Here is a 21396-nt window from a genome sequence, read left to right as displayed (position 1 = left end):
GGCCAGGCGGCGCCGGGGCCGGAGCCGGCGGCGGCGCCGGAGGAGGAGAACGCGGCGGAAGGGCCGGCCGCCAACGCCGAGCGGGCCGCCACCCCCGGCGGCTGAGCGCCCCCCGGGGGGGCCTGGCCCGGCCCGGTTCGGGGGCGCGGATCGGGAACGCGGGGGCGCCGCACGGGAGTTGGGCGGCCAGGCCGCGGGCAGGGGCCGAGTCCGAGGAACAGGGGCCGGGCCCGGGGGGAACGGGAGCCGGGCCCGGGGGAACTACAGGTACAGGCCGGTCGAGTCGTCGGAGCCCTGGAGCCGCTCGGCGGCCACCGCGTGCAGGTCGCGCTCGCGCATCAGGATGTACATCACGCCGCGCACCTCGACCTCGGCGCGGTCCTCCGGGTCGTAGAGCACCCGGTCACTCGGTTCGACGGTGCGGACGTTCTGCCCGACGGCGACCACCTCGGCCCAGCTGAGCCGGCGGCCGACCTGGGCGGTGGCCGGAATGACGATGCCGCCGGTGGACCGGCGCTCGCCCTCGGCGTTCTCCGCCCTGACCAACACCCGGTCGTGCAGCATTCGGATGGGCAGCTTGTCGTGGGTGGGATGGGAACTCACGGAACGACCGTATCTCAGGGCCGGGGCGGTGTGACTACCGGCGTCGGCGTCGTGACGAGAGCACCAGCAGGCCCGTGACCGCCACGGCCAGCGCCGCGACCGGAATGACCCGGTCCAGCCGGGGGCCGCCCTCGGCCGACACCAGCTGGGCGCGCACGCCGTCCACGGTGCGGGTGACAGCGACGGCCGCCTTGCCCGTCGTGCGGTCAACGGCCCCGGCGGCCCTGGCCTTGACGTCCCCGACGATGGTCCTGGGGTGCACCCGGACCGCGATCTCGTCGAGCGTCACCGCGAGGCTCTCCCGCCGGCGGGCGATCCGCTCCTCGATCTCGGCGGCGCTCCTGGCTGCTTCCGGCACGTCGATGCCTCCATCGTCCACACGGTCATCGGTTGTGGGGGTCGGGCCCGTCTTCACAGGGGCTAGGCACAGTGTGTCAGCTCCACCGGGGGGATGCCTGTCAGATCCCCCGATTAGGCTGGGTGGCGCACCCTCCTCGTGGACCATTCTCGACACCACGAGTAACCGAGCGCCAAGGAGCACCGCGATGAGCACGCGCCTGCAACCCGGGGACGTGGCCCCCGCGTTCACCCTGCCCGACGCCGACGGGAAGCCGGTCTCGCTGGCCGACCACGCGGGCCGCAAGGTCATCGTGTACTTCTACCCGGCCGCGCTCACCCCCGGCTGCACCAAGCAGGCGTGTGACTTCACGGACAACCTCCAGCTGCTGGCCGGCGCCGGGTACGACGTCATCGGGGTCTCCCCGGACAAGCCGGAGAAGCTCGCGAAGTTCCGCGACAAGGAGAGCCTGGGCGTCACCCTGGTCAGCGACGAGGGCAGGGAGACCCTCGCCGCTTACGGGGCGTTCGGGGAGAAGAAGCTCTACGGGAAGACCGTCACCGGGGTGATCAGGTCCACGGTCATCGTCGACGAGGAGGGCCGCGTGGCCCGGGCGCTGTACAACGTGCGGGCGACCGGGCATGTGGCCAAGCTCATCAAGGACCTGGAGCTGGGCGGCTAGCCGGGACCGGTTCGGACCGATCTCAGACCAGGCCCACCAGGTCCGCGATCGAGTCGGCGACATGGGTGGGCAGATAGGGGAAGTTGTCGACCTCCTCCTTCTTGGTGAGCCCGGAGAGCACCAGGAAGGTCTCAAGACCCGCCTCAAGACCGGCCAGCACGTCGGTGTCCATCCGGTCGCCGATCATGGCGGCGTTCTCGGAGTGGGCGCCGATGGTGTTGAGCCCGTGGCGCATCATCAGCGGGTTGGGCTTGCCGATGAAGTACGGGCTCTTCCCCGTCGCCTTGGTGATCAGCGCGGCGACCGCGCCGGTCGCCGGCAGCGGGCCCTCGGGCGAGGGGCCCGTCTCGTCCGGGTTGGTGCAGATGAAGCGGGCGCCGGCCTCGACCAGCCGCACGGCCTTGGTCATCGCCTCGAACGAGTACTGCCGGGTCTCTCCGAGGATCACGAAGTCGGGGTTGGAGTCGGTCAGCACATAGCCGATCTGGTGCAGCGCGGTGGTCAGCCCCGCCTCGCCGATCACATAGGCCGAGCCGCCGGGCCGCTGGTCGTCCACGTACTTGGCGGTGGCCAGCGCGGAGGTCCAGATGCTGGCCTCCGGCACCTGGAGCCCCATCCGGGCGAGGCGCGCCTGGAGGTCGCGCGGGGTGTAGATCGAGTTGTTGGTCAGGACGAGGAACGGCTTCCCCGAGGACTTCAACGCCTCGATGAACTCCGCCGCCCCGGGAAGCGGAACGCCCTCACGGACCAACACGCCGTCCATGTCGGTCAACCACGCCTTGATGGGTCCACGCTCCGGCATCTCGTTCCCCTCACCGTTCCAGCTGACAGCCGCCCCCAGGCTACCCGGCGCCCCCGGCGGCGGATCGGGGCGGAACGCCCGCCCGAAGGCCGGCCGGCGACGACCGCCGGACGCCGCCGGATAGCCATGTGTCACGCCGCATAAGAACACCCCGGCCGGGAACGGGTGGCGCCCGTCCCGCAGGAGTTCCACCGACATCAACCTCCCTTGCGTCGCGGTCACGTTCACACTCCGGACAGGCGTGAAGCGAAGCCAAAACAGCGTCAGGTCTGTCAGCAGCGCATAGTTATGCGCACGGAACGGCATTCCCTGAGCGCGGGGGGCGGGCGCACGGTGCCGCCGGAGCGCATGAGGACGGTCGCGATCCCCCCGCCCCGGGCGTCCGCGAGGTCATCAAGAAGCCGCCGCCGCACAGCGCGTTCGTGCCCGGGGTGCTGGCGCTGACCCAGCCGTGCGCCGCTGGCGGACCTTCCCCGGGTGGCGGCGCGGCGCCGAACGGGACCGGCCGCCGAACGGGACCGGCCGCCGAGCGGTGACGGGCCGCCAGTTCGGGCGCCGCGCCGCCCGGGCGTGGGCGGCTTCTCCCCCGACCGGCCCAAGCGCGGCCGGCTGCGGATGCGGCGGGCGACGCCCCGGGAGACCTTCGACGGGTAACCACCGGGAGGTTGGACATGGGCATCACCCGCTCTCTGACGCTCACTCTGTGCGCGGCGGCGACCGTGACGGCCACGGTCTCCGCCGCCCCGGCCGGCGCGGCGGACGGACAGCCGACCGAGGGCGACGCGGTCCTGGTCACCCCCGTGGCGCCGCTGCCCGGGGAGGACATCGGCCTGCTGGTCCCCGGCTGCGCCGGGGCGGACTCCGGCGAGGCCGTGTCGCTCGCCTTCTCCACCACGGTGCGACTGACGCCGGGTTCGCCCGGCGGCGGGCTGGTCGGCGAGGCGAGGATCGAGTCGACGGCCGCGCCGGGCGACCACCCGATCCAGGTCACCTGCGGCCATCCCGAGGGCGCGCTCTTCGGGATGGTGACGGTCGGCGGCGGCGAACCCGGCGCCCTCGCGGACGGCGCCGGCGGCGGCAGCGACCCGACGGTGGGCTCCCCCCGCTCGGACGGGGAGGACACCACGCTCGCCCCCGACGCGCCCCGCCCGTTCGGCGACCACGGACGCGAGCGCGGCGAGGGCCGCGAGGCCGGGCACCGGGGCGAACGCTGCGGCCCCGGCCACGAGAAGCCGGAACACGAACGCCCGGGGCACGAACGCCCGGGGCATGAAGGGCCAGGACACGAACGCCCGGGCCACACCGGAAAGCCCGACCAGCCCAACAGGCCCGAGTGGCCGGACAAGCCCGAGAAGCCCGAGAAGCTCGAGCACCAGCGCGGGGGCGGCCAGGGCCACGGCACCGACGACCGCTGCCGCCACGAGGGCGGCGGCCGGGAACACGGCACCTCCTCCCCGACCGGTCCCGTGCGGGCCGGCGGCGGGGGCACCGCGAGCCTGGCCTCCACCCCGGCCCAGCCGCCGGTCAGCTGGGGCGACGCCGTTCCGGCCGGGCTGGCGCTGCTGGCCGGCGGCGGCGCGACCTGGGCGGTGCGCCGCCTGCGGTCGCGCTCCAGGACCGACAGGTGAGCGACGCCCGGCGGGCGGCACGCCGCGACCGGGGCGCCGCCGGGCTCGGCGCCATGGCCTCGGTCCTGGCCTGGGCCGTGCTGCTCAGCGGGCTGTGGCTGTGGGCGGTGGAGATGTCGGGCGGCCCCGGGCTGCCCCCGCTGGCCTTCGGCGCGGCGGCCGGCCGGGCCGAGGCGAGCGGCGAGGGCGGGCGGAGCGGCCAGCTCGGCGGGAACGAACTGCCGCCGCCCCGCGCCCCGTTGGCCGGTTCGGCCGCGCCGGAGTCGCTGACGATCGACGCGGTCGGGCTGGTCGCCGAGGTGGTGCCGCGCGGTCTCGACCAGGACGGCGGGGTGGAGCCGCCGCCGCTGGACGCGCCCGAGCTGGTCGGCTGGTACGAGGGCGGCGCCGCGCCGGGCGCCGAGGGGGCGGCCGTGCTGGTGGGCCACCGGGACACCGAGCGCGCGCCGGCCGTCTTCCACGAGCTGGCCGAGTTGGAGCCGGGAGACCGGGTCCGGGTGGCGCGGACCGACGGGCAGGTGGCGCTGTTCACCGTCGAGACGGTGGAGACGGTGGAGCGCGACGCCTTCGACCCCGACGCGGTCTACGGTCAACGCGAGCGGGGCGCCGCCGAGTTGCGGCTGCTGACCTGCGGCGGCGCCTTCGACCCCGAGGGCGGCGGCTACTCGGCCAACGTGGTGGTCTCCGCCTATCTGACGGGCGCCGCCAGCTGAAACGGAACGGGCACCGCCAGCGGAACGGGAACGGGCGCCGCCAGCGGAACGTGCGCCGCCAGCGGAACACGTCGGCGCAACGCCCGCCGGCGCGCGTTCAGTCGCCGCGCGCCCCCGGGACCAGCTCGCCGACCAGGGGGGCCAGCGCGCGGAAGGCCAGGCCCCGGTGGCTGATCGCGTTCTTTTCGTCCGGCGTCAACTCCGCGCAGGTGCGGTCGGATTCGGTCGGCTGGAGGATCGGGTCATAGCCGAAGCCGCCGTCCCCGGCCGGCGCCCGGCGCAGCGTGCCGTGCAGCCGCCCCTCGGTGACGCGTTCCGTGCCGTCCGGCAGCGCCAGCGCGGCGGCGCACGCGAAGTGCGCGCCCCGGTGCTCGTCCGGAACGTCGGAGAGCTGGGCCAGCAGCAGGTCGAGGTTGGCCCGGTCGTCGCCGTGCTTCCCGGCCCAGCGCGCGGAGAAGATGCCGGGCGCCCCACCCAGCACGTCCACGCAGAGGCCCGAGTCGTCGGCGACGGCGGGCAGCCCGGTGGCCCGGGCCAGCGCGTGCGCCTTGAGCAGGGCGTTCTCCGCGAAGGTCACCCCGGTCTCCTTGACGTCCGGCACCTCGGGAAACGCGTCGGCGCCCAGGAGATCGAGGGAGATCCCGGCCCGGCCGAGGATGGCGCGCAGCTCGGTGACCTTGTGGGCGTTGCGGGTGGCGAGAACGAGTCGGTGCATGGGGGCGATTATCGACCCTCCGCCACGCCCCCGAGGGCCCGCCCCTCCGCCGCCACCAACGGCCGTGCCGGCGGCGGGAAGCGCCACGTCGTTCCGGGACCCGTCGGGCAACCACACCCGGCTCACCCGGGTGCTGGAGTTCGGTCCGGGACGGAACCGCCCCGAGCGGAACGGGCGTTCCCGGCTGCGACGACGGCCACGGGCACCGGTGCCGGCGCCCAACGCGCCGACCCCGCCGCGCCCGTGCCCGGGCCACGTGGCTCCGGTCCCGGCCGGCAAGACCACCCCGGCCAGGACTACGCCGCGCAGGCCGATGTCAGTTCGTCCACCGCCGCGTTGAGCGGCGACAGGTCCGGGGTCTCGCCCTCGGCGACTCCGGCGCGGACGTTGTCGATCGCCTCGCCAACGGAGTCGGCCGCGTCCCTGACGTCCGTGTCGGAGACGTCGGCCGACAGCTCGGAGAGGTCGTTCTCCGCGGCGTCCGCCGCGTCCACGAAGCCCGTCGGGTCCTCCGCCTCCAGCGCCCGCCCCAGCGCGTCCACGCTGCTCGACACCTCCAGCGCCAACCTGGTGCAGTCCACGGCGCGTTGCAGGTCACAGCCCAGGGTGCCGAACGCCGCCGCGACCGCGACCGCGCCGCCGGACAGGCCCATCCCGACGCGTCTCGACCTGAACATCCCGAACTCCCCTCCGCCGGACGGCCGTTCCGCCCCGCCCACCCCCATTCTCGGGCCCGTCAGGCGGACTCCGCCAGCGCCGCCCGCTGCGCCTCGGCCAGCCGCGCGCAGCCCCCGGCCGCCAGGTCCAACAGCGCGTCCAGCTCGGCCCGTTGGAACGGCGCGCCCTCCGCCGTGCCCTGCACCTCGACGAACGCGCCGGAGTCGGTGCAGACCACGTTCATGTCCGTCTCGGCCCGCACGTCCTCGGTGTAGGCGAGGTCAAGCAGCGGCGTCCCGTCCACGATGCCGACGCTGACGGCGGCTACCTGCCCGGTCAGCGGCTCGTTCCTGCCCTTGATCAGCTTCCTGCCCCGGCCCCAGGCCACCGCGTCGGCCAGCGCCACATAGGCGCCGGTGATCGCCGCCGTCCTGGTGCCGCCGTCGGCCTGGAGGACGTCGCAGTCCAGCACCACCGTGTTCTCGCCGAGCGCGCGGAAGTCGACCACGGCGCGCAGCGAGCGGCCGATGAGCCGGGAGATCTCATGGGTGCGGCCGCCGATCTTGCCGCGCACCGACTCGCGGTCGCCCCGGGTGTTGGTGGCGCGCGGCAGCATCGCGTACTCGGCGGTGACCCAGCCCTCGCCGCTGCCCCGCCGCCAGCGGGGCACCCCCTCGGTGACGCTGGCCGTGCACAGCACTCTGGTGTCGCCGAAGGAGACCAGTACCGAACCCTCGGCGTGCTTGCTCCAGCCGCGTTCGATGGTCACGGGGCGGAGCTGGTCGGCCGTCCGGCCGTCGATGCGAGACATGGAAGGAGCCTATCCGGCGTCCGGCCTGCGTCGATCCCCGGTTTCCGGCGGCTGGCGGCGGCCCGTTCACCGCGCGGTGGACGGACCGTCAGAACTCGTAGACGGCGCCGGGGCGCGCCAGTTCGACCGGTCCGTCGAACGTGGCCTTGGCGTCGCCGAGGTTCACCTGGGCGTCGGTCCACGGCGGGATGTGGGTGAGCACCAGCCGCTCGGCGCCGGCCCGCTGCGCGCAGGCGCCGGCCTCGCGCCCGTTGAGGTGCACGTCGGGGGCGTCCTCCTTGCCCAGGGTGAACGACGCCTCGCACAGGAACAGGTCGACGCCGGAGGCGAGTTGGGTCAGCTCCCCGCAGGTGCCGGTGTCCCCCGAGTAACACAGCGAGCGGCCGGCGTGCTCGATCCGGAAGCCGTAGGTCTCCACCGGGTGGTTGACCCGCGCGGTGCGCACGGTCAGCGGCCCGAGGGTGAAGGCGCCCATCCCGCCGAGAGTGTGGAAGTCGAAGACCTCCCGCATCGAGGACTCCTCCGGCACATCGTCGTAGGCGGTGATCAGCCGCCGTTCCGTGCCGCTCGGCCCGTACACCGGAACCCGCGCCGGACGGCCGCCCTCGTGTCGGTAGTAGCGGGCCACGAAATAGCCGGTCATGTCGATGCAGTGGTCGGGGTGGAGGTGACTGAGCGCGATGGCGTCGATGTCGTACAGCCCGCAGTACTTCTGTAGCTCGCCGAGGGCGCCGTTGCCCAGGTCGAGGAGCAGCCGGTAGCCCTCGGCCTCGACGAGGTAGCTGGAGCAGGCCGAGTCCGTGGACGGGAACGACCCCGAGCAGCCGACGACGGTGAGCTTCATAAACGGGGGAACCTCCGTTGTGGGGTTCGAACGACTCTAAGTCGCCAACCGCCCCGCCGGGCATCGCGCGGGCCCGGGTGTGGGCGGAATCACCAACTTCTGTGACCAGTGCGGCCGGTGTCACAAAACACCAGCTCGAAGCGTTCGCTCACATTCTGGTACGCGAGCGAACGCGAATAGCGAGCAGCAGTCCCACGCCGATCCAGATGGCGAACATCGAGGAACCGCCATACGACAGGAACGGCAACGGAAGCCCGGTCACCGGCATGATCCCCAGCGCCATCCCCGTGTTCTGGAAGGTCTGGAACGCGACCCAGGAGACAATGCCGGCCGCCACGATCGTTCCATAGGGATCGGGCGCCTCCCTGGCGATGCGGCAGCCGCGCCAGAGCACCACGCCCAACAGCGCGATGATCAACCCGGCGCCGAGAAAGCCGAGTTCCTCGCCGGCCACCGTGAAGACGAAGTCGGTGTGCTGTTCCGGCACGAACTGCCCCAGCGTCTGGCTGCCGTGGAAGAGGCCCTGCCCGAAGAGGCCGCCCGAGCCGATGGCGATCCGCGCCTGGTTGGTGTTGTATCCCACACCGGCCGGGTCGAGCGCCGGATTGGCGAACGCGGCGAACCGGTTGATCTGGTACTCGTCCAGCAGCCCCACCTGCCAGACCGCGACCGCGCCGGCCACGCCCAGCGCCACCAGCCCCAGAATCCACGCCCGGCCCGTTCCCGATGCGGCCAGCACGCCCAGCGCGATCACCGCGAGCACCATGGTCTGCCCGACGTCCGGCATCAGCATCACCAGCGCCGCCGGGACCGCGACCACCAGCAGCGCCTGGAGGACGGTGCGGCTGTCGGGCCCGTCCCTGCGCTCGTTGTCCCCCGGCGCCGCCAGCAGCAGCGCCATCGCGAGGATCACCCCGATCTTCGCCAGTTCGGAGGGCTGGAACGCGAAGCCGCCGGGCAGTCGGAGCCAGCTGCGGGAGCCGTTGACGGTGGAGCCCAACGGGGTCAGCACCAGCAGCGACAGCACCACGCACAGCAGGTACAGCATCGGCACGGCGGCGCGCAGCCGCAGATAGCCGTACCAGACGACCAGGGCGCACAGGCCGAGCGCGATGGCGACGTTGAGCAGCTGCCGCATCAGGAAGAACTCGGGCTCGCCGTTGTTGAGGTCGGTGCGGTTGCGGGTCGCGGAGTAGACCAGCAGGGTGCCCAGGGTGGTGAGCGCCACGGCCGAGAGCGTCAGCGGCCAGTCCAGCCGCCGGGCGAGCGAGCCCCTGGCGGTCATCAGCCGCCAGACGCTCTGCTCGCCGGTGGGGGGAGGGGCGGAGAGGGTGTAGCTGCGCACGGTCACACAAATGACCATACGTGTCCGAGCCGCTCCGGAACGTCAACAACGAGCGGGAGCGTCACCCCCCGAGGGTGCCCCCGGGTTGTCGGCGAACCTCACGCCCAGAGCTGGCCCTGGAGCCGCTCGACGGCCTCCTCGGTGCTGGCGGCCTCGTAGATCCCGGTGGACAGGTACTTCCAGCCGCCGTCGGCGACCACGAAGACGATGTCCGCCGGCCTCCCCGCCGCGACCGCCCTGCGGCCCACGCCCAGCGCGGCGTGCAGCACCGCGCCGGTGGAGACCCCGGCGAAGATGCCCTCCTCGTCCAGCAGCTGCCGCACCCGGCGCACCGCGTCCTCGGAGCCGACCGAGTACCGGGTGGTCAGCACGGAGTCGTCGTACAGCTCGGGAACGAAGCCCTCGTCGAGGTTCCGCAGGCCGTAGACGAGGTCGTCGTAGCGCGGCTCGGCGGCGACGATCTCGATGTCGGGGCGCTGCTCCCGCAGGTAGCGGCCGACGCCCATGAGGGTCCCCGTGGTGCCGAGGCCGGCGACGAAGTGGGTGACCGAGGGCAGGTCGGCGAGGATCTCGGGCCCGGTGGTGGCGTAGTGGGCGCCCGCGTTGTCCGGGTTCCCGTACTGGTAGAGCATCACCCAGTCCGGGTGCTGGTCGGCCAGCTCCCTGGCGACCCGCACCGCCGTGTTGGAGCCGCCGGCGGCCGGGGAGGAGATGATCTCAGCGCCCCACATCGACAGCAGCTGGCGCCGCTCGGCGGAGGTGTTCTCCGGCATCACGCAGACGATCCGGTATCCCTTGAGCCGGGCGGCCATGGCCAGCGAGATGCCGGTGTTGCCCGAGGTCGGCTCCAGGATGGTGCACCCGGGGGTGAGCCGGCCGTCCTTCTCGGCCTGCTCGATCATGTACAGCGCGGGACGGTCCTTGATCGAACCGGTCGGGTTCCGGTCCTCCAACTTGGCCCAGACCCGCACCTCCTCGCTGGGCGAGAGCCGGGGAAGCCGCACCAGCGGGGTGTTCCCGACGGAGGCCAGCGCGCTGTCGAAGCGCATCAGCCCATGCCCCCAGCGACCGCCGGCAGGATGGTGACGCTGTCGCCGTCGTTGAGCGGGGTCGCGATGCCGTCGAGGAAGCGGACGTCCTCGTCGTTGAGATAGACGTTGACGAAGCGGCGCAGCTGCTCGCCGTCCACCAGCCGCTCGCGGATGCCCGGGTGGTTGGCCTCCAGGTCGGTGAACAGCTCCTCGATCGTCTTCCCGTTGCCGGTCACGGCCTTCTGGCCGTCGGTGTAGGTGCGGAGGATGGTCGGGATGCGGACCTCGATGGCCATGAAGGACTCCAGAGAGGGACAGACGGACGCGGAACTCGCTTCGGCGGTGGGCGACCGGACCGGCCGGTCAACGAACCACGGGACACTCGGCCTGCGGTCGGGAGTCGCTCACGTCCGGGAGAACCATGGCGTCATCGTATCGATTCCCGGATGGGCGATCGAGACCGTTCAGCATACGAACGCAAACGTCTCAGAACCGCATAAGTAGGCCGCTGACCAGCGCCGTTGAGCCATGGGCGAGGAGCACAAGCGGTCAGGCCCCGTAGGTCTCGACCACCCGCACCTCCTCCTCGGTGATCTCGCCGTCCACGATGCGGAACGACCGGAACGGGACCGGGCCCTCGCCGTTGCCGCTCTCGGCGGTGGAGACCAGCACGTAGTGCGCGTTGGGCTCCTGCGCGAGGGAGACGTCGGTGCGCGAGGGGTACGCCTCGGTCGCGGTGTGCGAGTGGTAGACGACGACGGCCTCCTCGTCGCGGTCGTCCATCTCCCGGTAGAGCCGCAGCAGGTCCATCGAGTCGAACTCGTAGAACGTGGGCGAGCGGGCCGCGTTGAGCATCGGGACGAAGCGCTCGGGGCGGTCGGAGCCGACCGGGCCCGCGATGACGCCGCAGGCCTCGTCGGGGTGGTCCGCCCGGGCGTGGGCGATGATCTGGTCGCGCAGGGCCGCCGTGATGGTCAACATGGGGCCAGCCTAGGACGCCCCCGTGTCGCCCGGCCGACCGGGAGCCGGACGAAGCCGAGGGCTACTTGGCCAGCGTGATGTCCTCGGCCGACTCGGCCTGTTCGGCGGCCCGCTCGTCCGCCTCGATCTGCTCCTCGCTGTCCCCGGCGTCCCGCCGCCGCACATAGGTGAGCACCTTGCGCAGCTCGGCGCGGACCACGGGCGCCAGCAGATAGAGCCCGATGATGTTGCAGACCGCCGCCAGGAACAGGAACGCGTCCGCCAGGTCGACCAGGGTGCCCAGCGAGAGCAGCGCGCCGCCGACGGCGAGCAGGCAGAACAGCACCTTGTAGCTGCCGTCCGCGAACCGCCCGGGGCCGAACAGGTGCGTCCACGCCTTGAGACCGTAGTAGCCCCAGGTGATGATCGTGGCGAACGCGAAGAGGAAGACCGCGAGCGTCAGCACGTAGGGGAAGCCGGGCAGCGCGGTCTCGAAGGCGTCCGAGGTGATCGAGATGCCGACGCTGTTGCCCTCGACGGCCTCGCCCGAGGCGACCCGCTCCCTGGCCTCCTGGTAGAGCGGCCCGCCGGCCACCACGATGGTCAGCGCGGTCATGGTGCAGATCACCACGGTGTCGAGGAACGGCTCGATCAGCGCGACCAGGCCCTCGGTCGCCGGCCGCTTGGTCTTGACGGCCGAGTGCGCGATGGGCGCCGAGCCGACGCCCGCCTCGTTGGAGAACGCCGCCCGCTGGAAGCCGACGATCAGCGCGCCCACCACGCCGCCGGCGACGCCCTCGGGGCTGACGGCCTCGCGGCAGATGGTGGCCACGGCCTCGGGGACCGCCGTGGCGTTGCAGCCGATCACCACCAGGCAGGCCGCGCAGTAGAGGATCGACATCGCCGGCACCAGCCGGCTGGTCACCCGGCCGATCGCGCGGATGCCGCCGAGCAGGACCAGGCCGGCGAGCAGCGCGACCACGGCGCCGAAGAGCAGCGCGCCGCCGGAGCCGGCGAAGAACGAGGTGTGGTCCTCGGTGACGGCGACGAGCTGCTCCAGGCTCTGGTTGACCTGGAAGAGGTTGCCGCCGAAGAACGCGAAGAACAGGATCGTCACGGCCGCCAGCAGCGAGAGCGTCCCGCCGAGGCGGGGCAGTCCGCGCTCGGCGAGGCCCTTGCGGAGGTAGTGCATCGGGCCGCCGGAGACCCGGCCGTGCTGGTCGATCTCGCGGTAGCGGACGCCAAGGGTGCACTCGACGAACTTGCTGGCCATCCCAAGGAAGCCGCAGAGCATCATCCACACCGTGGCGCCCGGGCCGCCGATGGAGACGGCGATGGCGACGCCCGCGATGTTGCCGAGCCCGACCGTGCCGGAGACGGCCGAGGTCAACGCCTGGAAGTGGGTCACCTCGCCAGGGGCGTCCGGCTGCTCGTAGCGGCCGCGCACCAGTTTGATGGCCAGCGGCAGATGACGGATCTGCACGAAGCCGAAGAGCACCGTGAAGACCAGCCCGGCGACCGCGAGCCAACCGACGATCAGCGGAAAGGGGCCGCCAAAGAGTTCGATTTCATAGAAGACCACCTGGGTCAGCGCCCGACTGACCGGTTCGAAGAGATTGTTGACCGTTTGATCGATCTCATCGGTCCAGGAGTGCTGGCCTGCCATGCGATACCCCTGACGGTGTGCGAAATAAAAACACCGTCAGGTTATCCGGGAATGGAACTTACGGCAGAAGAGTCTCCACCAGGGTCTCCTGAAGGCTCCCCAGCCAGAGAAAGGCGATCACCATGGGCTTTCTGGGGTCCTCGTCCGGAAGGTCGAACAGCTTTTCGGTGGTGGACTCGTCCTCGATTCCGAGCCGCGCGCCGATCACCAGCCGGAGGTCGTTGAGCCCGCCGAGCCAGCTGTCCGAGGCCGCCCGGTCCAGCGTCAGCACGGCCTCGCCGCCCGATTCGGCCCGCGCGCTCCGCGCCTCGTCCAGGGCGTGCACCACGGCCAGCAGCCGGTCCCGCTTCTGGGTGCGCAGCTCGCTCTCGGTGAATCGACGGAACTCGGCCGAACGGGTGCGCGCCGCCTGGTCGGGCGGGGATTCCGGGTCGCCGTAGGCGTCGGGGAAAAGCCTCGCCAGCGCCGGGTCCGTGGGCGGCTCGCTGGGCCCCTCGACAAAGAGGGCGTTCAACGGATCGGCGTTCTCGCTCTCACTCTGATCGGGTCCGATCAGCTCAAGAAGCTGAACGGTCAGGCTGCGAAGAACGGAGATCTCGCCGTCGTCCAGGGTGATCGAGGCGCCGCCCTCGCCGCCGGGCAGCGGCTCGAAGTAGCCGGGCATCAGCGGTCCCGCTGGAGCGTCGCCCAGAGCCCGTAGCCGTGCATCGCCTGCACGTCCCGCTCCATTTCCTCGCGGCTGCCCTGGGAGACCACGGCCCGCCCCTTGTGGTGGACGTCAAGCATCAGCTTCTTGGCCTTGTCCTTCGAATAGCCGAAATACGTCTGGAAGACATAGGTCACGTAACTCATCAGATTCACCGGGTCGTTGTGCACCACGGTGACCCATGGGACGTCCGGTGCCGGCGCCCGCTCGGACGCCGACTGCTCCTCGGTGCGCTCGATCTCCACGGGCATGGCAGTCACCCCTCCATGCTGCCATCACCCCGCCTGCCGGACCCAAACGCCCAGGACAGCGACCCGACGGGCGCCGGGCCACGAGATATCGTCAGATTGACGAGATCGGGGGTACACTCGCGCCATGGACGTCATGGACCACTGGCCGACCACGCTGCCGGTGAAGGTGCCCTCGACCGCGCTCTTCACCGACCAGTACGAGCTGACCATGTTGCAGGCCGCGCTCCGGGCGGGCACCGCGCACCGGCGTTCGGTGTTCGAGGTCTTCACCCGCCGGCTGCCCGAGGGCCGCCGCTACGGCGTGGTGGCCGGCACCGGGCGGGTGCTCGACGCGGTGGCCAGCTTCCGCTTCGAGCCCGAGATGCTCGACTTCCTCGACCGCCAGGAGGTGGTCGACGGGCCCACCCTCGACTGGCTCGCCACCTACCGCTTCACCGGCTCCGTGCGCGGCTACCCGGAGGGCGAGGTCTACTTCCCCGGCTCGCCGATCCTCACGGTCGAGGGCAGCTTCGCCGAGTGCGTGCTGCTGGAGACGGTGGTGCTGTCGATCCTCAACCACGACTCGGCCGTGGCCGCCGCCGCCTCGCGGATGGCGGTGGCCGCCGGCGACCGGCCGCTGATGGAGATGGGCGCCCGGCGCACCCACGAGCTGGGCGCGGTGGCCGCCGCCAGGGCCGCCTACGTCGGCGGCTTCTCGGCCACCTCCGACCTGGCCGCCGGCTTCCGCTACGGCATCCCCACCGTGGGCACCAGCGCCCACGCGTTCACGCTGCTCCACGACACCGAGCGGGACGCGTTCACCGCCCAGGTCGCCTCGCTCGGCCGCTCCACCACGCTGCTCGTGGACACCTACGACGTGGCCGAGGCGGTGCGCGCCGCCGTCGAGATCGCCGGGCCGGAGCTGGGCGCGGTGCGGATCGACTCGGGCGACCTGCTGGTGGTGGCGCACGAGGTGCGGCGGCAGCTCGACGAGCTGGGCGCGACCGGCACCCGGATCGTGGTCACCAGCGACCTCGACGAGTACGCGATCGCCTCGCTGGCCGCCGCGCCGGTGGACGCCTACGGGGTCGGCACCCAGCTGGTCACCGGCTCGGGCCACCCGACCTGCTCGATGGTCTACAAGCTGGTGGCCCGCGCCGACGGGGACGACCCCGAGGCGCCGCTGCGGCCCGTCGCCAAGAAGTCGCTGGGCGGCAAGCTCTCGGTGGCCGGCGTGAAGTGGGCGGCCCGGCCGGTGGACGAGCGCGGGGTCGCCGAGGCCGAGGTGATCGGCACCGGCGAGATCCCCGAGGAGCTGGCCGACCGCCGGCTGGGCGTGGAGCTGGTGCGGAACGGCGAGCCGGTCGGCGCCGAGCCGCTCAGCGCGGCCAGGGAACGCCACGTCAGCGCCCGCGAGGGGCTGCCGCTGTCGGCCCGACAGCTCTCCCGGGGCGAACCGGTGCTGCCGACCCGCTATCTGACGCCCCTCGCATGAGCGTTCCGCCCAGTAGGCTCGTGCCCCCGGTCGCACGGCGGGCGCGGCCAGGGAACGTCGTCACCGAACCCACGAACCCACGAACCTCACGAAGGTGGTCCCGATGCACCGCGCGCTGATCGTCGTCGACGTGCAGAACGACTTCTGCGAGGGGGGCAGCCTCGCCGTCGCCGGCGGCGCCGATGTGGCGGCGGCGATCACCGACCTGATCGGCGCCTCGACGGCCGGCTACCGCCATGTGGTGGCCACCCGTGACCGGCATGTCTCCCCCGGTGATCACTTCTCGTCGGAGCCCGACTTCCAGCACAGCTGGCCGCGCCACTGCGTGGCCGGCACCGAGGGCGTCGGCTTCCATCCGAACTTCGCGCCCGCCGTCGCGTCCGGCGCCGTGGAGGCCTGCTTCGACAAGGGCGCCTACGAGGCCGCCTACAGCGGCTTCGAGGGCCACGACGAGTCCGGCACCGGGCTGGCGGACTGGCTGCGCGCCCGGGAGGTCACCGAGGTGGACGTGGTGGGCATCGCCACCGACCACTGCGTGCGGGCCACCGCGCTGGACGCGGAGCGGGCCGGCTTCCGCACGAGGGTGCTGCTGAACCTGACCGCCGGGGTGGCGCGGCCCTCCGTCGACGCGGCGCTGGCGGAGCTGGGCGAGGCCGGCGTGGAGCTGACGGGCACCCCCGTCGTCCGGTCCTGACCCGCTTCCCGCAGGGCCCGGGTGGGCCCGTCAGCTGGCCAGCCGGGCGGCCGAGCGGAACAGGTGCGTCATCGGGTGCCAGCTCTCGGTGAGGCCGCAGGGCGCGGAGCGCCAGACGACGCCCTCCGGGTGGTGCAGCACGGCGGAGATCTCGTCCGGGGTGGGCGGGGCGGCGTTGCCCCGCAGGTAGACGGCGCGCAGGCCCAGGTTCCGCAGCCGGGTGAGCGCCCTGGGGCGGTTCACGGCGTGGACCAGCACGCGCACCGTCCGGCCCGACGCGTCGGGCCTGGGCACGGTGAGCGCGACGACGACGCTGCCATCGGGCAGCCGCACAAACCCTCCGTTGGCCATCAGACACCTTTCCCGGTTCGTTCTCCTTCGAGGATGGACTTACGACATCCTTACGCGATCGGCCGCCGCCCGTCGAGGGGCGGCGGCCGATACATGCTCTGACCTGCGGTTTTCTAGTTCGTCACATCAGCGTCCGTCAGATGTCAACGGAACGTGAACGTGACGACACCGTCCGTTTCCGCTCAGCGGCCGCTCGGGGAGACCAGGACGACGAGCGGCTGGGTGCCCCTCCTGGGTTCGGCGAGGACCGAGATCCGGGTGTTGGTGTCCGGGACGATCACGCTGTTGCCCGGGTTCGACTCGTCCCAGTACTCGCCCCTCCGGTCGTCGAAGGCGCGGACCGCGTCCTGGCTCGGCAGCGTGGTCGGCTCGCCGTTCAGATGGAGCGTCAACTCGGCCGTGTCCGACCGGCCGAAGGTGGCGTCCCTGGACTGGATGCGGTTGCGGATCGTCGTCCCGTCCGACCAGCTCTCGGACGTCGGGTGCGCGTCCACCGGCAGGATCAGACCCTCGCCCGGGTGCTGGCTGGTGTTGTTGTTGCTCTGCGAGGTGTCCCACAGCCACACCAACATGCCGTTCTCGTAGGAGTAGTGCTCCACCCAGTCCGGACGCTCGGTGAGCCAGCCGAAGTTGTACGGGCCCCTCTCCAACGTCGCGTCGTAGCCGACGTACTGGCGGTTCTCCACGATGTAGTACTGCGGGTAGTCGTCGGTGACCGAGGCGCCGACCACGGAGAAGCCGTCGGCCTCCCAGTCGCCCTCGCCCTCCTCGGCGTTGTCGCTGAACACGACCTCGCCGTCGGCGGTCACGGTGATCTCGTCGGCGGTGAAGCCGATCTCGGCCAGCCCGCCGTCGGTCTGGTAGCGGAACCTGATGTCCACGCTGGAGCCCGCGTAGGCGTCCAGCGGGTACGACAGGGCCCGGTGACCGTCGGAGACGCCGGTGACCACGGAACGACCCGCGCTGTCCTGCGGCAGCGGCTCGCCGTCGACGGTGCCCTCCAGCGGGGTCCACGCGCCGCCGGTGGAGGCCTCGACGTAGAGGTTGTCGTAGCCCTCCTCGATGTTCCACCAACCGGTGAGGTCCAGCGAGGCGGTTGACGCGCCGGTGAGGTCCACCGTGCGGGTGAGCGTGTTGCTCAGGTCGTCGCCCGAGCCGCTCCACCACTGCGCCTCGCCCTCGGCGGGCTCGGCGATCTCGTGGGTGACGGTCTTCTCCGGCAGCTCGACGATCACGGCCTGGGTGTTGCCGCGCTGCGGGTAGACCTCGCTGGACGGGCCGATCAGGTGCAGCGAGGTGCTCGCCGCCCGCGTCACCTCGTAGTCCAGCCAGCCGAGTTGCAGCTTCTCCCAGGAGCCCATGTCGTTGGGCAGGGTGCCGATGGCGCCCTCGCCCAGGCTCAGCCAGGAGCCGGAGGACATGGCGGACCAGAAGGCGGTGCCGTTCTCGCCGCCGGCCGTGTCGTAGAGGTCGGGCAGCCCGAGGTCGTGGGCGAACTCGTGGGCGAAGACGCCGACTCCGCCGTTCTCCGGCTGGATGGTGTAGTCGCCGACCCACAGGCCGGTGTCGGCGACCTGGGTGCCGCCGGCCGGGTTGTACTCGGGCCCTGTGGTACCGATCTGGTCGGCGAACGCGTACCAGCGGTGCGCCCAGATGGCGTCCTCGCCCTGCGCGCCGCCGCCGGCCGACTCGTCCTCGCCGGCGTGCACGATCTGGAAGTGGTCCAGATAGCCGTCCGGCTCGTTGAAGTCGCCGTCGCCGTCGTAGTCGTAGCGGTCCTGGACGTCGTACTCGGCCAGCGTCGCGGCGATCTCGTCCGGGCTGACCCCGGCCGCGATCTGGTCCTCGTACCAGGCGTTGACGCCGTCGGTGACGACGTTCCAGACCTCGTCGCAGACGTTGTCGCCGCAGGCGTTGGTGCCGTACCTGGCCTCGTTGTAGTCGACCCTGACCCAGTCGGTCACCAGGCCGTCCACGGTGTACTGGCCCGAGGACTGGCGCTCGAAGTACTGCTTGACGGACGGTACTTCGGGGTCCTCCGAGTAGTAGATGTCCTCGTAGTACTCCCGGTCGAAGTCCTCCTGCCAGATGGTGGAGTTGTCCACCTCCCGGTCGGGTTCCGCTATCTCGTTGACGCGGGGCCCGGGCGTGCCGCCGTAGTCGGGGTGGATCTCGTCGCCGAACTCCACCAGCACGGTGAAGATCTTGTCGGTGCCGGTGGTGGCCACCTCGACGAACTCGCCCTCGCTCAGCTCCACCACCTCGGAGCCGCCCAGCGTGCGCGGGCTGGACTCGCCCGCGATCAGCCGCTGGAACGCCTGCTGCCGCTGCGCCTCGCGCTTCTCGGCCAGCGGGTTCTCCAACTCCGGTTCGGCGGCGCTGAATCGCTGGTCCTGGGGCACGGCGCCCTCGTCGGCCGGCGGCTGCTGCGCCTGCGCGGTCCCGACGGGCACCAGCGCCGCCGCACCGAGCGCGGCGATGGCCGTCGCCACGGCGGCGGTCGTGGATCTTGTGGATCTCTTTCCTAGCTTCACCTGTTCGCCAGTCCTCCCCTGCGCCCGCAGTGTGTTGTCGCAGTGTGCTAACGGGACGCATTTGACATGAGTAAGACAGAAAAAGACAGCCCTTGATTCGAACTCCGTGGCCAACTAGCGTTTTTCATCCGCCTGTCGTGCGTCCCTCGTGCGCCTGTCATGCGTCCCTCGTGCGCCCGCCGTCGGTCTGGTGACGGCCCGTCCGGGGCGCCGCCGGGGAACGACGGCGCCGCGGGTCCCTCTCGCGGAGTTGTCCCCGGGGTTGACCGGGCTGCCGTCCGCCGCTCCCGAAGCGTCCCCCGTCGCGGCCCGTTGTTCCCGCGCGGTGACCCGGTGCGCCCCCCCTGTGCTTCCCGCTGGCATGAGCCGGAGGCTTACTCAACTCGCCTGACGGGCATCGAGGCTCGTAGAGTCGTTCGAGAGAGGTCGCCCCCCGCCTCTCCCGACGGCAACAGCAACTCCATCCGAGGACGGAAACCGCCATGCCGCACCCGACCCCCGTGCAGACTGTCTACGGTTCGGTCACCGTCGTCTCCCTCACCCTCCTGCTGCTGGCGTTAGCCCCCGAGGACCTCGGGGCCGCTTCGCTGTTGATCGCCGCCGGCGCGCTCGCCGCCGGCACCGTGGTGGCGCTCCTCGTCGGGTCCAGGCGCCGGGCCGTCGCGCCCGAGCCGGCGACGCCGCGCCCCGCCCCGGCACCGGCCCGCGCCGCCGCGCGCGACCGCGTCCGGGTCTGAACGAACGTCCTGAACGACGCTCTGAACGAACGCCACGTCAGGCGGTGGAGACCACCACGGTCCTCGCCGCCTTGTCGTGCAGACACTGCCGGTAGGGCTGGTCCCAGGTGCAGAAGAGCACGTTGACCAGCCAGAAGACGAAGCCCACGCAGGGCAGCAGCTGCGGCAGCGAGTAGACGCCCGCCCGCAGCCAGCCCGCGCTGCCGCGCGGCACCGAGCCGTCGGCGAGCATCGCGACCCGGATCTTCATGGCCATCTTGCCGAGCGTCTGGCCCCGGGCGGAGAGCATCAGCGCCTCGTAGACGAAGTAGACCAGCAGCACCACGGCCTGCCGGCCGTAGGAGCCGCCGTTGCCGCCACCGTCGTCGAAGTCGTAGGCGCCGGCGAACGGCCAGAGGATCAGCGTCACCGGGATGCCGACGATCAGGGTGTCGATGATCCGCGCCACCAGCCGGCGCCACCGCGAGGGCAGCGGCGGCATCCCGGCCAGCGGGTCGGCCGCGCCCTGCGGGCCGCCGTAGGGGGAGTTCGGATAGCGGTCGCCGCCCCCACCGGGCACCCCCGTGGTGTCACCGGTGGCGGGGGGTGGTGGCGCGGGCGGCAGTCCGGACTCGCTGGACTGGGCCGGGTCGAAGGGCCGATTCCGCTCCGGTTCACCGCCGGGGCCTGGCTGGGGCTGCTCGCTGCTCATGGCAGCGAGTCCACCCCGGCCCCGGCGGCACCGCATCCGGGCGGCGGCGTATGGGGGTAACGGGCGGGCGTCGGGGCTACTGCGCTGGGCCGACCGGGTCAGGCGAGGCCGGTGGGCCGCTCCCGCCGGCGACGAAGGTGTGCGCCGCCTTGTCGTGCCAGCCCTGTCGCCAGGGTTGGTCCCGGACGGCCAGGATCATGTTGACGATCCCGACCAGCACCAGCGACAGCAGGTTGTAGACCAGCCATCGGTTGATCGCCCGGCCGAACGAGGGCGGCTCCTGCCGCTCCATGTCCAGGACCCTGAGCCCGAGCATCGCCTTGCCCAGGGTGGTGCCCCACAGCGCGACGGGCAGCACCTCGAAGAGCAGGCCGACGCCGAGGAACACCCCGAGCACCATGGCGAGATAGCCGCCGGTGGTGCCGTCGATCAGCCACACCGTCTCGTTGACGCCGGCGTGCTCGATGGCCTCGATCCGGTCGCTGATGTGGTCCCTGGCGTCGCTCAGCAGCGGCACGGCGAGGGCGACGGCGCCGCCGAGCGGGAGGATGGAGTCGATGATCCGGGCGAAGAGCCGCTTGCCCGGCGAGGCGGGGTACTTCTGCTGCGGTTCGGTGAACCGCGCCATCATCGTCAGCGGGGCGCCCTCGTGGGACTGGAGGTACGCCGACTGCGCGTGCGGCTGCTGGGGTTGCCCCGGGGCCGGCTGCCCGCCGGGCTGGCCGGCCTGCGGCGGGTATCCGTAACCGCCGCCCTGCTGGCCGGGAACGGGCTGGCCGGGCTGGCCGCCGGGGGGCGGGAAACCGTAGCCGCCCTGCTGACCCGGCTGACCGGGCTGACCGCCGGGCGGGGGAAAGCCGTAGCCGCCCTGCTGACCCTGCTGGCCGCCGGGGGGCGGGAAACCGTAGCCGCCCTGCTGACCCGGCTGACCGGGCTGGCCCGGCTGGCCCGGCTGACCGGCCTGGGGCGGGAAGATCTGGTGCGGCTGGGGCACGCCCTGGGCCGGGCTGGGCTGGCCGGGGGCGGGCTGACCGCCGCCCGGCGGCGGGAAACCGTAGCCCTGCTGCGGGGGTTGCTGCGCCTGCGGCGGCTGCTGCCCGGGCGCGCCCGAACCGGGCGGCGGGGCGGCCGCGTTGGGCGCCGCCCCGTTGGCGGCGCCGGGCA

Annotated in this window: 25 protein-coding genes; 7 read left to right on the top strand and 18 right to left on the bottom strand. The window is 72.2% G+C overall.

Going from position 1 to position 21396, the window contains the following annotated elements; genetic code table 11:
- Nucleotides 1-261: 261 nt before the first annotated feature.
- Nucleotides 262-564 (bottom strand): GroES family chaperonin, encoded by a 303-nt coding sequence (locus EBN88_RS18790; RefSeq protein ID WP_122185064.1) that lies wholly within the window; start codon nucleotides 562-564, stop codon nucleotides 262-264.
- Nucleotides 565-637: 73 nt separating this feature from the next.
- Complete coding sequence (locus tag EBN88_RS18785) at nucleotides 638-961, bottom strand: DUF3618 domain-containing protein (protein ID WP_139673299.1); 324 nt, start codon at nucleotides 959-961, stop codon at nucleotides 638-640.
- Nucleotides 962-1148: 187 nt separating this feature from the next.
- Between EBN88_RS18785 and bcp the strand changes: the two genes are divergently transcribed.
- Entirely contained in the window at nucleotides 1149-1622 is a 474-nt protein-coding gene (bcp, locus tag EBN88_RS18780) for a thioredoxin-dependent thiol peroxidase (RefSeq protein WP_122185063.1), read from the top strand.
- A 22-nt stretch (nucleotides 1623-1644) separates the two neighbouring features.
- Here bcp and EBN88_RS18775 read toward each other — a convergent pair whose 3' ends face one another.
- On the bottom strand, nucleotides 1645-2424 hold the full coding sequence (locus EBN88_RS18775; protein WP_122185062.1) for an HAD-IIA family hydrolase: 780 nt from the start codon (nucleotides 2422-2424) through the stop codon (nucleotides 1645-1647).
- A gap of 671 nt (nucleotides 2425-3095) precedes the next feature.
- On the opposite strand from EBN88_RS18775, the gene EBN88_RS18770 reads away from it, so the two are divergent.
- Together EBN88_RS18770 and EBN88_RS18765 are read left to right on the top strand one after the other, a co-directional pair.
- The gene (locus EBN88_RS18770; protein WP_122185061.1) at nucleotides 3096-4052 is read left to right on the top strand and encodes a hypothetical protein; all 957 of its coding nucleotides are present in this window, start codon (nucleotides 3096-3098) and stop codon (nucleotides 4050-4052) included.
- Entirely contained in the window at nucleotides 4049-4765 is a 717-nt protein-coding gene (locus tag EBN88_RS18765) for a class F sortase (RefSeq protein ID WP_233580781.1), read from the top strand. Before EBN88_RS18770 ends, EBN88_RS18765 begins: the two co-directional genes overlap by 4 nt.
- 97 nt (nucleotides 4766-4862) lie before the next feature.
- On the opposite strand, the gene rdgB is transcribed toward EBN88_RS18765, so the two are convergent.
- The 11 genes from rdgB to clpS form a co-directional block, all read right to left on the bottom strand.
- Nucleotides 4863-5480, bottom strand: coding sequence for an RdgB/HAM1 family non-canonical purine NTP pyrophosphatase (gene rdgB / locus EBN88_RS18760; protein ID WP_122185060.1), 618 nt, complete (start codon nucleotides 5478-5480; stop codon nucleotides 4863-4865).
- Between the two features lie 296 nt (nucleotides 5481-5776).
- Entirely contained in the window at nucleotides 5777-6157 is a 381-nt protein-coding gene (locus EBN88_RS18755) for a hypothetical protein (protein WP_147472762.1), read from the bottom strand.
- A gap of 59 nt (nucleotides 6158-6216) precedes the next feature.
- Nucleotides 6217-6948 (bottom strand): ribonuclease PH, encoded by a 732-nt coding sequence (rph, locus tag EBN88_RS18750; RefSeq protein WP_122185058.1) that lies wholly within the window; start codon nucleotides 6946-6948, stop codon nucleotides 6217-6219.
- 88 nt (nucleotides 6949-7036) lie between these two features.
- A complete protein-coding gene (locus EBN88_RS18745; protein ID WP_122185057.1) occupies nucleotides 7037-7792 on the bottom strand; it encodes an MBL fold metallo-hydrolase in 756 nt (251 codons plus the stop codon).
- 148 nt (nucleotides 7793-7940) lie between these two features.
- Nucleotides 7941-9155 (bottom strand): rod shape-determining protein RodA, encoded by a 1215-nt coding sequence (gene rodA / locus EBN88_RS18740; protein ID WP_122185056.1) that lies wholly within the window; start codon nucleotides 9153-9155, stop codon nucleotides 7941-7943.
- A gap of 80 nt (nucleotides 9156-9235) precedes the next feature.
- Entirely contained in the window at nucleotides 9236-10186 is a 951-nt protein-coding gene (locus tag EBN88_RS18735; RefSeq protein WP_122185055.1) for a PLP-dependent cysteine synthase family protein, read from the bottom strand.
- Nucleotides 10186-10464 (bottom strand): MoaD/ThiS family protein, encoded by a 279-nt coding sequence (locus EBN88_RS18730; protein WP_122185054.1) that lies wholly within the window; start codon nucleotides 10462-10464, stop codon nucleotides 10186-10188. Before EBN88_RS18730 ends, EBN88_RS18735 begins: the two co-directional genes overlap by 1 nt.
- Nucleotides 10465-10717: 253 nt before the next feature.
- A complete protein-coding gene (locus EBN88_RS18725; RefSeq protein ID WP_122185053.1) occupies nucleotides 10718-11149 on the bottom strand; it encodes a Mov34/MPN/PAD-1 family protein in 432 nt (143 codons plus the stop codon).
- A gap of 61 nt (nucleotides 11150-11210) precedes the next feature.
- Entirely contained in the window at nucleotides 11211-12794 is a 1584-nt protein-coding gene (locus EBN88_RS18720; protein WP_122185052.1) for an alanine/glycine:cation symporter family protein, read from the bottom strand.
- A gap of 58 nt (nucleotides 12795-12852) precedes the next feature.
- Nucleotides 12853-13458: a DUF2017 domain-containing protein gene (locus EBN88_RS18715; protein ID WP_122185051.1), complete on the bottom strand. Its 606-nt coding sequence runs from the start codon at nucleotides 13456-13458 to the stop codon at nucleotides 12853-12855.
- Complete coding sequence (gene clpS, locus EBN88_RS18710; RefSeq protein ID WP_122185050.1) at nucleotides 13458-13751, bottom strand: ATP-dependent Clp protease adapter ClpS; 294 nt, start codon at nucleotides 13749-13751, stop codon at nucleotides 13458-13460. The genes EBN88_RS18715 and clpS overlap by 1 nt, the downstream gene beginning before the upstream one ends.
- Before the next feature lie 133 nt (nucleotides 13752-13884).
- Here clpS and EBN88_RS18705 point away from each other — a divergent pair, with 133 nt between their 5' ends.
- Together EBN88_RS18705 and EBN88_RS18700 are read left to right on the top strand one after the other, a co-directional pair.
- Nucleotides 13885-15225, top strand: a complete 1341-nt coding sequence (locus tag EBN88_RS18705) for a nicotinate phosphoribosyltransferase (protein ID WP_122185065.1) — start codon at nucleotides 13885-13887, stop codon at nucleotides 15223-15225.
- 103 nt (nucleotides 15226-15328) lie between these two features.
- Entirely contained in the window at nucleotides 15329-15919 is a 591-nt protein-coding gene (locus EBN88_RS18700) for an isochorismatase family protein (protein WP_122185049.1), read from the top strand.
- A gap of 30 nt (nucleotides 15920-15949) precedes the next feature.
- Here EBN88_RS18700 and EBN88_RS18695 read toward each other — a convergent pair whose 3' ends face one another.
- Both EBN88_RS18695 and EBN88_RS18690 read right to left on the bottom strand, forming a co-directional pair.
- Complete coding sequence (locus EBN88_RS18695; protein WP_122185048.1) at nucleotides 15950-16270, bottom strand: hypothetical protein; 321 nt, start codon at nucleotides 16268-16270, stop codon at nucleotides 15950-15952.
- Nucleotides 16271-16452: 182 nt separating this feature from the next.
- The gene (locus EBN88_RS18690) at nucleotides 16453-18762 is read right to left on the bottom strand and encodes an immune inhibitor A domain-containing protein (protein WP_407703429.1); all 2310 of its coding nucleotides are present in this window, start codon (nucleotides 18760-18762) and stop codon (nucleotides 16453-16455) included.
- Between the two features lie 524 nt (nucleotides 18763-19286).
- On the opposite strand from EBN88_RS18690, the gene EBN88_RS18685 reads away from it, so the two are divergent.
- Nucleotides 19287-19541: a hypothetical protein gene (locus tag EBN88_RS18685; protein ID WP_122185046.1), complete on the top strand. Its 255-nt coding sequence runs from the start codon at nucleotides 19287-19289 to the stop codon at nucleotides 19539-19541.
- A gap of 37 nt (nucleotides 19542-19578) precedes the next feature.
- Here EBN88_RS18685 and EBN88_RS18680 read toward each other — a convergent pair whose 3' ends face one another.
- Nucleotides 19579-20232 (bottom strand): RDD family protein, encoded by a 654-nt coding sequence (locus EBN88_RS18680; RefSeq protein WP_122185045.1) that lies wholly within the window; start codon nucleotides 20230-20232, stop codon nucleotides 19579-19581.
- Nucleotides 20233-20308: 76 nt separating this feature from the next.
- A complete protein-coding gene (locus tag EBN88_RS18675; RefSeq protein WP_158621433.1) occupies nucleotides 20309-20860 on the bottom strand; it encodes an RDD family protein in 552 nt (183 codons plus the stop codon).
- 21 nt (nucleotides 20861-20881) lie between these two features.
- On the opposite strand from EBN88_RS18675, the gene EBN88_RS18670 reads away from it, so the two are divergent.
- Nucleotides 20882-21396 (top strand): hypothetical protein (locus EBN88_RS18670; protein ID WP_407703428.1); only part of this gene is annotated, 515 nt, incomplete at its 3' end.

The organism is Streptomyces triticirhizae (assembly GCF_003696235.1).
Taxonomy (GTDB): Bacteria; Actinomycetota; Actinomycetes; order Streptomycetales; family Streptomycetaceae; genus Streptomyces; species Streptomyces triticirhizae.
The sequence above is the reverse complement of the archived record's forward strand: the minus strand, read 5'-3'. Positions and strand labels throughout refer to the sequence as shown.